The organism is Acidovorax sp., from assembly GCF_047607405.1.
Taxonomy (GTDB): domain Bacteria; phylum Pseudomonadota; class Gammaproteobacteria; order Burkholderiales; family Burkholderiaceae_C; genus Acidovorax.
The window spans coordinates 1-10,928 of the sequence record NZ_JASGDA010000105.1; the positions used below are offsets into that span (position 1 = coordinate 1).

Sequence of the window (10,928 nt, forward strand, 5' to 3'; positions counted from 1 at the left end):
CCGCCGCGAGCGCCCCCAGCGCGTTGGCGCTGGCGGGCGCGGCGCTGGCCGCGCTGGCTGCGCCCACGGCCTGGCCACGGGCCTGGATCACGGCCTCCAGCGTGGCGGCCTCGTGCTGCAGGTAGCCGCGCGCCACTTCGACGAGGTTGGGGATCAGGTCGTACCGGCGCTTGAGCTGCACGTCGATCTGGCCGAATGCGTTGGCGATGCGGTTGCGCAGTTGCACCAGCCGGTTATAGACCGCGACGGCCCACACCAGCAGCGCCACGGCCACACCCAGGACGATCCATGCGGTTGCAGACATATCCCACCTCCTTCTCTGTTGGATTTCGATTGACTGGCGCATCTTATGGCGCAGCGCCCAGCGGGCCAAAACCGCAATTCTTTCAGCAGGTAGGGATTTAAAAGAATTGGCCTCCAGCGCTTTCTGGACAAGCGCAAGCAGCTACAAAAACAAGAGCAATCCAGTCACCCGCCCCGGTTGCGCATCCAGTCGGCGGTGTTCATGAAACTCTCGCGCAGCCGCGCGCGCAGGTCTGCGTGTACGCCCGTCTCGCCCATGGCCTGGTCCATGCAGGCCACCCACTCGTCGCGCTCGCGGATGCCGATGGAGAACGGCAGGTGCCGCATGCGCAGGCGCGGGTGGCCGAAGCGGCTCTGGTAGTGGTCCGGCCCGCCCAGCCAGCCGCACAGGAACCAGAACAGCTTGTCGCGCGCGTCCGCCAGCGTGCTGCCGTGGGCGGCGCGCAGCGCGGCGTAGGCGGGTTCGATGTCCATGAGGTCGTAGAAGCGGTCCACCAGTTCACGGACCTTGGCTTCGCCGCCCAGCCAGTCGTAGGGCGTGGCGGGCGGCGTGGGGGGTGCGTCAGGCATGTTCATCATTCAAATTGGCCTCCAGTGCTTATGCAGCAAGCACTTTCAGCTATTAAAACAGAAGCATTTGGATCACAGCGAACTGGCGCCGGGGCCGTCGCCCCGGTACAGCCAGGGCACGTCCAGCAGGCGCTCGCCCAGCAGGCGCAGCGACGCATCGCGCGCCCAGCGCACGGGGCCGGTGGCGTGGAAGATGCGGCCGTTGCGCGTGGAGCGGGCCTGCACGCGGGCGTTGCGCTGCCAGCGGTGCTGGGCGTAGCGGGCCAGGCGCTGGGGTACGTCCAGGTCGTGCAGGGACAAGGCGCGCTGCAGTTCCGCCGCGTCTTCGATCGCCATGCCCGCGCCCTGGGCCAGGTAGGGGCGCATGGGGTGGGCGGCGTCGCCCAGCAGGGCCACCAGGCCGCGCGCCATGTCGCCCGCGCCGCGCACGGGGGGGCGGTCGCACAGGGGCCACAGGCGCCAGGCGGGTACGGCGCGCACAACATCCTGCAGCGCGGCGCAGGTGCCTCGCAGGGCGTGTTCCAGGTCGGCGGCGTTGGCGGCGTGGTCCCAGCTTTCCAGGTCTTGCGGCGCGGGGCCTTGCACCACGACGACGAGGTTCTGCAGCTCGCCCCGGCGCACCGGGTACTGCACGGCGTGCAGGCGCGGGCCCAGCCAGGCGGTGACCTGGGCGGTGCGCAGCCGCGCGGGCAGGTCCTGCTGCGGAACCAGGGCGCGGTAGGCCAGGTGGCCGGTCACGCGCGGCGGTTCGCCGCCCAGCAGCTGGGCGCGCGTGCGGCTCCACAGGCCGTCGGCGCCGATGAGGGCCGCGCCCTCCACCTGCGTGCCGCTGCTGGTGCATGCGGTGACGGCCTGGCCGTCGTCGGCGAAGCGCTCGATGGCGGTGCCGAGCTGGACTTGCGCGCCGGGGCATTGGCCGAGCGCTGCCAGCAGCAGGCCGTGCAAATCAGCGCGGTGGATGGTGGCGTACGCAGCGCCGTAGCGCGCCACCATGGCGGCGCCCAGGGGCAGCGCGGCCAGTTCCCGGCCGCTGGCGGCGCTGCGCACCTGCAAGCGGGTGGGGAAGGCGGCCACGGCCTGCAAGGGCTGTTGCAGGCCCCAGGCTTGCAGGCAGCGCACGGCGTTGGGGCCGAGCTGCACGCCAGCGCCCACTTCGCTGAAGGCTGCTGCGCGCTCGTACAGGCGCACGTCCCAGCCCGCGCGCGATGCGCCCAGGGCGGCGGCCAGGCCGCCGATGCCGCCGCCTGCGATCAACACCTGCCTTTTCATCGCCGGGCCGCCCCAAGATGAAAAGCGGCCCCCTCGGGGGGCAGCGACCCGCGAAGCGGCGGAGCGTGGGGGTCAGTTTTCATCACAGCGCGGGGCGCAAGGCGCGCTCCAGCACTTCAGCGGGCATGGGTCGGCCGAACAGGTAGCCCTGGAACGCCTGGCAGCCGTGGCGCTGCAGGAATTCGAGCTGGCCCGTGGTCTCCACGCCCTCGGCCACCACGGCCAAGTCCAGGCTGTGCGCCAGGGCCAGGATGGTGCGCACGATGGCGGCGTCGTTGGGGTCGGTCTGCAGGTCGCGCACGAAGCCCTGGTCGATCTTGAGCTGGTCGAGCGGCAGGCGCTTGAGGTAGCTCAGCGACGAATAGCCGGTGCCGAAGTCGTCCAGCGAGAAGCCCAGGCCGTGGCGGCGCAGGCGCTCCATGCGCGCGATCACGTCCTCCACGTCGGCCAGCAGCAGGCTTTCCGTCAGTTCGAGCTTCAGGCGCTCGGGGTTGGCGCCGCTGTCGTGCAGGGCACTCAGGGTGCGCTCGACGAATTCGGGCTGGCGGAACTGGCGCACGCTGACGTTCACCGACAGGAAGAACTGCCGCGTGAGCGCGCTGCGCGACCAGGCGACGAGCTGGGCGCAGGCGGCTTCCAGCACCCACTGGCCCAGCGGCAGGATGAGGCCCGTCTGCTCGGCCAGCGGGATGAATTCGGCGGGCGAGACCAGGCCCCGGCGCGGGTGGTTCCAGCGCACCAGGGCCTCGGCGCCCAGCAGGCGGCCCTTGGCGTCCACGACGGGCTGGTAGTACAGCACGAACTCTTTCTCCTGCAGGCCGCGGCGCAGGTCGGCCTCCAGCGCGGAGCGGCTGCTGACGGCGGCCTGCATGTCGGGGTCGAAGAAGCGCTGGGTGTTGCGCCCCGCCGCCTTGGCCTGGTACATGGCGAGGTCGGCGTGCTTGAGCAGCTCGTCCACGCTGCACGCCTGCTGGCCGAACAGCGCGATGCCGATGCTGGGCGTGCTGTGGTGGCTGGCGCCGCCCAGCGCGTAGGGTTTGCCCAGCGCGGCGGTGATGTGGCGGGCCACCTGCGCGGCTTCGGTGCTGGCGCGGGGTGCGTCGGAATGCAGGCCCTCGATCAGCACCACGAATTCGTCGCCGCCGAAGCGGGCCACGGTGTCGGCGTCGCGCACGCAGCCCTTCAGGCGCTGGGCGACCTGCAGCAGCAACTGGTCGCCGGTGTCGTGGCCCAGGGTGTCGTTGAGGTCCTTGAAGTTGTCCAGGTCGATGAACAGCAGCGCGCCCTGCGCGCCGGAGCGCGCCGACGCCGCCATGGCGCGCTGCAGCCGGTCCACCAGCAGGCGGCGGTTGGGCAGGCCGGTGAGCATGTCGTAGAACGCCAGCTGCTCGATCTGGCTCTCGACCGCCTTGCGCTCGGTGATGTCGCGCCCCACGCCGCGGTAGCCGCGCAGCTGCCCCTTGGCGTCGAACACGGGCACGCCGCTGACGGAGATCCAGTGCATGCTGCCGTCGGGCCGCTGGCGCTGCAGCTCCAGGTCGCGAAAGGGCTGGCGCGCCTGCAGCACGGCGCGGTGCTGGGCCCAGTCGGCCTCGGTCATGTTGAGCGCGCCGATCTCCCAGCGCGTGCGGCCCAGCACGGTCGCGGTGGGGATGCCGTTGATGCCCAGGTCACCCGCGAGCTGCACGAAGCGGCCCTCGGCGTCGTGCTCCCAGTACCAGTCGGAGGACAGGTCGGACAGCGAGCGAAAGCGCGCCTCGCTCTCGCGCAGCTCGTTCTCCACGCGCACGTAGTCGCTCACGTCGGTGAAGGTGCGCACCAGGCCGCCGTCGTGCAGCGTGGTGGTGCGCACCTCGTAGGTGCGGCCCTCGCGCGTGGTGCGCCAGTACACCTCGGGTGACTTGCCGTGGGACCCGGCGGCCACGTAGTCGTGCCCGCGCCGGTCCACCAGGCTGTAGCCCTCGCCGAAGTCGCCGCGCTCGGCCTGCACGGCGGTCAGGTCGGCCAGCGTGGGGCGGCTGGCCATCAGCGACTCGGGCAGATTCAGCAGCTCCAGCACGCGCTGGTTATAGACGGTGATGCGCCCGTCCGGCCCGGTCTTGAAGATGCCCTGGCTCATGCTGCCCAGCGTGGCCTGCAGGGCGCTGCGCTGCTCCTGCAGCAGGCCCAGCGCGTCTTGCCAGATGCGCGCGTCCACCATGCGCACGGGCTGGTTGCGGACGCTCGTGCCCTGGATGAGCGCGGCCAGCCGGTGCAGCAGCTCGCTCAGGTGGGCCGTGCCGTCGGCGCTGCGCAGCACGTAGTCGCCCAGGCCGCAGCGGAAGGCGCGGGCGGCCAGCGCCTCCTGATGAGGCTCCATGCACATCAGCACGGGGCGACCGGCACTCAGCTCCAGCACATCGGGCAGCTCGTGCGCCGAGGGCTTGAGGCACAGCACCACGGCATCCCACACGTGCGAGGCCAGCGGCGCCATGGCGGTTTCGAGCGTGGGGCTGTTGACCACGCGCCAGCCGGGGTGGCTGGCGGCGATCAGGTGCCGCGCCACGGCGGCGTGCTGCGTGTCGCTGTCCACCCAGAGGATGCCGGGCTCGCTCATGGCGCGCTCCCTTGCGGCGCCGTCCGCTGCGGTGGCGCCACGTGCATGCGTTCATCCACCGGCGCGGGCCGCGACGGATGCAGGGGCTGGGGGCGGGGCGGGGTGGGCATGGGTGGCGATGTGCGTCTTCGCCACCAGTGTATCGGCCAAAGAGCGCGCTGATGCGGCCTGTTCAGCCCCCGAGCAGCTGCCGCAGCACGAAGGGCAGGATGCCGCCCGCGCGGTAGTAGTCCACCTCGATGGGGGTGTCGATGCGCAGCGTGACCGTGGCCTCGTGGCGCGTGCCATCGGGGCGGCGGATGACCAGGCGCGCGTCGCTCTGCGGCGTGAGCGCGGGGTCGGGCAGCACGTCGATGACCTCGCTGCCGGTCAGGCCCAGCGTTTCCCACGCCTGCCCCGCCTTGAATTGCAGCGGCAGCACGCCCATGCCCACCAGGTTGGAGCGGTGGATGCGCTCGAAGCTGCGCGCCACCACGGCCTTGATGCCCAGCAGCTGCGTGCCCTTGGCGGCCCAGTCGCGGCTGGAGCCGGTGCCGTATTCCTCGCCCGCGAAGACCACCGTGGGCGTACCCTGGGCGATGTACCGCATGGCCGCGTCGAAGATGAACATCTTCTCGCCCTGCAGCGGGCCGTCGCCCTGGAACACGGTCACGCCGCCCTCCTCGCGCGCGCCGTCGTCCGTGGGCGGGATCATGAGGTTCTTGATGCGCACGTTGGCGAAGGTGCCGCGCATCATCACGTCGTGGTTGCCCCGGCGCGCGCCGTAGCTGTTGAAGTCCGCCTTCTGCACGCCGTGCTGCAGCAGCCACTGCCCGGCGGGCGAGGTCTCCTTGATGGAGCCTGCGGGCGAGATGTGGTCGGTGGTGATGGAGTCGCCGAACAGCGCCATGATGCGCGCGCCCAGCACCGATGGAGTTTGAGATTCTTTTTGGCCTCCAGCGCTTATCCTATCGGCACCAGTAGCTTCTTTTTCGATAGCAAACTGCGCAAAGAACGGCGGCTCGGCGATGTAGGTGCTGGCGGGCCAGGTGTAGGTGTCGCCGGTCACGCCCTGGATTTTTTGCCACAGCCTGCCGGGCTCGGAGCCCACCTTGGCGTAGTTCGCCTTGAACGCCTTGCCGTTCATCGCGTAGCGCATCAGCGCGTGGATCTCGTCGCTACTCGGCCAGATGTCGCCCAGGTACACGTCGCGCCCACCCTTGCCCTGCCCCACGGGCTCGGTCATCAGGTCCTTGAGCACCGTGCCCGCGATGGCGTAGGCCACCACGAGCGGCGGGCTGGCGAGGAAGTTGGCCTTGAGGTTCGGGTGGATGCGCGCCTCGAAGTTGCGGTTGCCCGAGAGCACGGCGGCGCACACCAGGTCGTTCCGGGTGATGGCCTCGTTGATCTCGGGCGCCAGGTCGCCCGCGTTGCCGATGCAGGTGGTGCAGCCGTAGCCCGCCAGGGCGAAGCCGAGCTTTTCGAGGTAGGGCAGCAGCCCCGTCTGCGTGAGGTATTCGGTGACGATGCGCGAGCCGGGCGCGAGCGAGGTCTTGATGTGCGGCTGCACCTTCAGCCCCGCCTGCACCGCCTTCTTGGCCAGCAGGCCCGCGGCCAGCAGCACGCCGGGGTTGCTGGTGTTGGTGCAGCTGGTGATGGCGGCGATCAGCACGTCGCCGTTGCCGATGGTGGGCTGCGCGCCCTGGGGGCCGGTGGGCAGTGGGGGCTCCACGTGCTGCACCTCCAGCAGCGGCTTGTTCAGCGCCATCTCGGCCACCGAGCGCGGCGCGCCCAGCGGCGAGGGCTTCTCGGCATGCACCGCCTCGGGCGCTTCGCCCGGCCTGCGGATCAGGTGGCGCGTGTGCAGCAGCGCGGCCGGCTGGTTGAAGCCCGACTCGGACACGGGCTTGCCGAACAGGTCGGCGAACTGGCGGCTGACGCTGCCCAGCTCGATGCGGTCCTGCGGGCGCTTGGGGCCGGCCAGGCTCGGCGTCACGTCGCCGAGGTTCAGTCGCACGACCTGCGAGTAGTCGATCTCGCCCGAGCGCGGCACGCCGAACAGGCCCTGGGCTTTGAAGTACGCCTCGAATGCCTCGATCTCGGTCTGCGTGCGGCCCGTGCCCTTGAAATATTCGATGGTCTTCTCGTCCACCGGGAAGAAGCCCATCGTCGCGCCGTACTCGGGCGCCATGTTGCCGATGGTGGCGCGGTCGGGCAACGCCAGCGTGCGCGTGCCCTCGCCGAAGAACTCGACGAACTTGCCCACCACCTTGTGCTGGCGCAGGATCTCGGTCACGGTGAGCACCAGGTCGGTCGCGGTCACGCCCTCGCGCAGCTGGCCCGTCAGCTCGAAGCCCACCACGTCGGGCGTGAGGAAATACACCGGCTGGCCCAGCATGGCCGCCTCGGCCTCGATGCCGCCCACGCCCCAGCCCACCACGCCGATGCCGTTGATCATGGTGGTGTGGCTGTCGGTGCCCACCAGCGTGTCGGGGTAGTAAACCCCGTCCTTCGTCTTGTGGACGCCGCGCGCCAGGTACTCCAGGTTGACCTGGTGGACGATGCCGAAGCCCGGGGGCACCACGCCGAAGGTGTCGAACGCCTGCATGCCCCACTTCATGAACTCGTAGCGCTCGCGGTTGCGCTCGAATTCGAGCTTCATGTTCAGGTCGAGCGCCTTCTTCGTGCCGTAGTAGTCCACCATGATGGAGTGGTCCACCACCAGGTCCACGGGCACCAGCGGCTCGATCTTCTTGGGGTTCTTGCCCAGGCGCGCGGCCACGCTGCGCATGGCGGCCAGGTCGGCCAGCAGCGGCACGCCGGTGAAGTCCTGCAGCACCACGCGCGAGACGACGAAGGGGATCTCGTCGGTGCGCGCGGCGTTGGGCTGCCAGTTGGCCAGTTGGGCAACGTGCTCGGGCGTGACCTTCTTGCCGTCGCAATTGCGCAGCACCGATTCGAGCACGATGCGGATGGACACCGGCAGGCGGCGGATGGCGGGAAACTTGCGCGCCAACGCGGGCAGGGAGTAATAGCGCCCCTCCTTTCCCGACACTGTGGCGAAGCTTTGCAGCGTGTTGGCGAAAGCATGCGAGGCTGGCTTGGTTTTTGAGGCCATGGCGAACTCCTGGGGAACGGGGAAGAACGCCCATTGTTGCCAGCCCCACGGCGGGGCGCAATCGTGGGGTTATGCCGCCGCCAGGGCAGACGGCAAGCGGCGCACGCCCATCCACTGCAACTCGGCCAGCAGCGCGACGGAAACCACGTGCACCAGCAGATACGCCTGGCCCAGCGGCGTGGGCGCAAGGCCCGCCCACAGCGCAAGGCTGCCCAGCGCCCAAGCAAAGTTGCCGATGACCAGCACCCACAGCAACCCGCGCGGCATGGGCCGGGCGCGTGCGATGGCGGCGGCCAGGGCCGCGTAGCCGAACAGCATCACGCCCGACACTTGCAGCAGCGCGGGCGACAGCCCCAGCCATTCGGCCAGGCGGACGGTGAACAGCAGGTGCAGCGCACCCAGCAGCACGCCGGTGAGCGCATCGAACCAGACCACGGCGCGCAGGAAGGCGGGGGAAAGCAGCATGACGGGACTCCTTGAACGATTGAAGAGGGCCGCATGGTTGCCGCTGCGGCGCACCGCGTCGATGACCTGCGAGGTAATGGCCTGCATGCCTTTTGGGGCGGATTTCGGCCTAGGATGCGCGCCATGACCACAGCAACCTTCGGCGCGCACCTGCGCAACTGGCGCCGGCAGCGCCGCCTGAGCCAGTTGGAGCTGGCGGACGAGGCCGACATCTCCACCCGCCACGTGAGCTTCATGGAAACCGGGCGCACCAACCCCAGCCGCGACATGGTGCTGCGCCTGTGCGAACGCCTGTCCGTGCCGCTGCGCGAGCGCAACACCCTGCTGGCGGCGGCGGGCTATGCGCCCATGTACCGCGAGCGCACCCTCGACGACCCGGCCCTGGCCGCCGCGCGCCAGGCGGTGGAACTGGTGCTGCAAGGCCACGCGCCCTGCCCCGCCATCGCGCTCGACCGGTGCTGGAACCTGGTGTCCGCCAACCACGCCGCGCAAGCCCTGCTGGCGGCCCACGTGGCCCCCGAACTGCTCGCGCCGCCGGTCAATATCTTCCGCCTGAGCCTGCACCCCCAGGGGCTGGCACCGCGCATTGCCAACCTGGCGCAATGGCGCGCCCATCTGTTCGAGCGCCTGCGCCAGCAGATCCAGGCCACCGCCGACCCGGCGCTGGCGGCCCTGCGCGACGAACTGCTGGAATATCCCGCGCCCGATGAATCCAGCCCCCTGGTGCTGGCCGGTGAAATGCTGGGCGTGGTTATGCCGTTCTGCTTTGACAGCGCGCACGGCATGCTGTCCTTCATCAGCACCACCACGATATTCGGCTCGCCGGTGGATGTGACCCTGCAGGAATTGGCGGTGGAGTCGTTCTTTCCGGCCGACGAATTCACGGCGCGGGTATTGCGCGAAGTGGCGCAGCAGGACAGCGCTCCATGAAAAAAGCCCGCACGTTGCGGGCTTTTTGTCGGCGTGGCGCCTGTGGGTTCAAATAGCGAACTTCTCGCGGTTTTCGTTCTGAATCCACTTGGGCGCCTTGCCGCGGCCCGTCCAGGTCTCGCCCGTGGCGGGGTTGCGGTACTTGGGAGCGACCTTGGTGCCAGCGGTGGAGCTGCGCGTGCCCTTGGTGGGACCACGGCCCCGGCCTGCGGGGAATACGTCCTGCGCCGTCAGGCCATATTCGGCCACCAGTGCGCGCACCTGGGCCACGGCTTCCGACAATTCGCGGCGGCGGGCTTCGCTGATTTGTTGCTCAAGGGCTTCACGCTGCTTCAACAGGTCTTTGTAGCTGGTCATGGTACGTCTGGATTAGGGTGAAAGGGTGAATGACGGGCCCATTATAGAAATAATGCGCCGCCGTGGGTTAATGCGGCGCTGAAATTTCGTTCAGGTATTAACCCGACCCATGGAAAATACATGTTCCACCGGTAAAACACAAGAAAGAAACACCCCTATGGCGCTTTACTGTATCGGCGATATCCAGGGCTGCGACGCCGCCCTGGGTCGGCTACTGGATGAAATCGGCTTTTCGCCCAGCCGCGACACGGTGTACCTGCTGGGCGACCTGGTGAACCGGGGGCCCGACTCCGCCGCCGTGCTGCGCCGCTGCGTGGTACACGACGGCGCCCTGCGCTGCCTGCTGGGCAACCACGACCTGCACCTGCTGGCGGCAGCCCACGGCGCGCGCCGCCCCTCGCGCCGCGACACGCTGGCTGCGGTGCTGGCTGCGCCCGACCGCGACGCCCTGCTGGACTGGCTGCGCCGCCAGCCCCTGGCGCGCAGCCACGCGCACGGCGGCGAGACCCTGCTGATGGTGCATGCGGGCGTGCTGCCCGCCTGGACGCCTGCGGACGTGCTGCAGCGCGCCGACGAGGTACATGCCGTGCTGCGCGGCCCCGATCTGCCGGGTTTTCTGCAGGCGATGTACGGCAACACGCCCGACCGCTGGAGCGAGGGCCTCACGGGCGCTGACCGGCTGCGCGTGATCGTCAACGCGCTCACGCGGCTGCGCTTTTGCTCGCCCGAGGGGGTGATGGATTTCGACAGCACCGAGAGCGCCAGCGCCGCGCCGCCCGGCCTCGTGCCATGGTTCGACGCGCCGGGCCGCCGCACGGCAAGCACGCTGCTCGCGTTCGGCCACTGGTCCACGCTGGGCCACCTGAACCGGCCCGACCTGCTGGGCATGGACACGGGCTGCGTCTGGGGCGGCTGCCTGAGCGCCGTGCGCTTTGGCGCCACGCTGGCCGAGCGCGAGCTGCTGCAGGTGCATTGCGATCAGGCGCAGGCGCCCGGCGCGCCCTGAATGAAAAAAAGGCAGCTACCAAAAAGATAGCTGCCTGTGCTTGTCCAGCAAGCGCTGGAGGCTGTTTTTATGATGAAACCGAGGTCTCGGGCTGCGCCGCCTTGAACAAGGCAGCCACCTTGCGCTTGGGCTTGATGTTGGCCGATATGCCGCTGCGCGCGGCGGGCCGGGCCGCTGCCTCCCAGGCGGGCGCGGCGTCGGCGCTGCTGGCCTCGTAGGGCTTCTCGAAGAACGGGTCGCGCGACGCCACGGCGGGGCGGAAGCCGCCACGGTGCGGCTCGCGCGGCTCGCGGCGCTCGCGGGCGCTGCCCTCGTCCGCATCGCGCCGGGCGCGG

At 69.8% G+C, this 10,928-nt stretch carries 9 protein-coding genes and 1 pseudogene; 2 read left to right on the forward strand and 8 right to left on the reverse strand.

Features of this window, described 5'->3' with window-relative positions:
* The 6 genes from QM569_RS12545 to QM569_RS12570 all read right to left on the reverse strand — a co-directional run.
* Nucleotides 1-304, reverse strand: a 304-nt coding sequence (locus QM569_RS12545; RefSeq protein WP_414987573.1) for a LemA family protein, incomplete at its 3' end; no start/stop codon positions are given.
* Between the two features lie 164 nt (nt 305-468).
* Nucleotides 469-873 carry a group II truncated hemoglobin gene (locus QM569_RS12550; protein WP_414987574.1) on the reverse strand — a complete coding sequence of 135 codons (405 nt, stop codon included), beginning with the start codon at nt 871-873 and terminating at the stop codon, nt 469-471.
* A 72-nt stretch (nt 874-945) separates the two neighbouring features.
* Nucleotides 946-2,142, reverse strand: a complete 1,197-nt coding sequence (locus QM569_RS12555; RefSeq protein WP_414987575.1) for an FAD-dependent monooxygenase — start codon at nt 2,140-2,142, stop codon at nt 946-948.
* An 82-nt stretch (nt 2,143-2,224) separates the two neighbouring features.
* Entirely contained in the window at nt 2,225-4,738 is a 2,514-nt protein-coding gene (locus tag QM569_RS12560; protein WP_414987576.1) for a putative bifunctional diguanylate cyclase/phosphodiesterase, read from the reverse strand.
* 172 nt (nt 4,739-4,910) lie between these two features.
* Complete coding sequence (locus QM569_RS12565) at nt 4,911-7,835, reverse strand: aconitate hydratase (protein ID WP_414987577.1); 2,925 nt, start codon at nt 7,833-7,835, stop codon at nt 4,911-4,913.
* A gap of 69 nt (nt 7,836-7,904) precedes the next feature.
* Nucleotides 7,905-8,300, reverse strand: a complete 396-nt coding sequence (locus tag QM569_RS12570) for a hypothetical protein (RefSeq protein WP_414987578.1) — start codon at nt 8,298-8,300, stop codon at nt 7,905-7,907.
* 114 nt (nt 8,301-8,414) lie between these two features.
* Between QM569_RS12570 and QM569_RS12575 the strand changes: the two genes are divergently transcribed.
* Nucleotides 8,415-9,230: a helix-turn-helix domain-containing protein gene (locus QM569_RS12575; protein WP_414987579.1), complete on the forward strand. Its 816-nt coding sequence runs from the start codon at nt 8,415-8,417 to the stop codon at nt 9,228-9,230.
* A 48-nt stretch (nt 9,231-9,278) separates the two neighbouring features.
* Here QM569_RS12575 and QM569_RS12580 read toward each other — a convergent pair whose 3' ends face one another.
* Nucleotides 9,279-9,587 carry an H-NS histone family protein gene (locus tag QM569_RS12580; RefSeq protein ID WP_414987580.1) on the reverse strand — a complete coding sequence of 103 codons (309 nt, stop codon included), beginning with the start codon at nt 9,585-9,587 and terminating at the stop codon, nt 9,279-9,281.
* A gap of 157 nt (nt 9,588-9,744) precedes the next feature.
* Here QM569_RS12580 and QM569_RS12585 point away from each other — a divergent pair, with 157 nt between their 5' ends.
* Nucleotides 9,745-10,593, forward strand: coding sequence for a symmetrical bis(5'-nucleosyl)-tetraphosphatase (locus QM569_RS12585; protein ID WP_414987581.1), 849 nt, complete (start codon nt 9,745-9,747; stop codon nt 10,591-10,593).
* A 67-nt stretch (nt 10,594-10,660) separates the two neighbouring features.
* On the opposite strand, the pseudogene QM569_RS12590 reads toward QM569_RS12585, so the two are convergent.
* Nucleotides 10,661-10,928 (reverse strand): annotated as a pseudogene (locus tag QM569_RS12590) (ATP-dependent helicase); the annotation flags it as partial.

Excerpts from the sequence above, each read along its gene's own strand:
- QM569_RS12570 (WP_414987578.1), bottom strand. The coding sequence starts at position 8,300 with ATGCTGCTTTCCCCCGCCTTCCTGCGCGCCGTGGTCTGGTTCGATGCG.
- QM569_RS12555 (WP_414987575.1), bottom strand. The coding sequence starts at position 2,142 with ATGAAAAGGCAGGTGTTGATCGCAGGCGGCGGCATCGGCGGCCTGGCC.
- QM569_RS12565 (WP_414987577.1), bottom strand. The coding sequence starts at position 7,835 with ATGGCCTCAAAAACCAAGCCAGCCTCGCATGCTTTCGCCAACACGCTG.
- QM569_RS12560 (WP_414987576.1), bottom strand. The coding sequence starts at position 4,738 with ATGAGCGAGCCCGGCATCCTCTGGGTGGACAGCGACACGCAGCACGCC.
- QM569_RS12550 (WP_414987574.1), bottom strand. The coding sequence starts at position 873 with ATGCCTGACGCACCCCCCACGCCGCCCGCCACGCCCTACGACTGGCTG.
- QM569_RS12575 (WP_414987579.1), top strand. The coding sequence starts at position 8,415 with ATGCGCGCCATGACCACAGCAACCTTCGGCGCGCACCTGCGCAACTGG.
- QM569_RS12585 (WP_414987581.1), top strand. The coding sequence starts at position 9,745 with ATGGCGCTTTACTGTATCGGCGATATCCAGGGCTGCGACGCCGCCCTG.
- QM569_RS12580 (WP_414987580.1), bottom strand. The coding sequence starts at position 9,587 with ATGACCAGCTACAAAGACCTGTTGAAGCAGCGTGAAGCCCTTGAGCAA.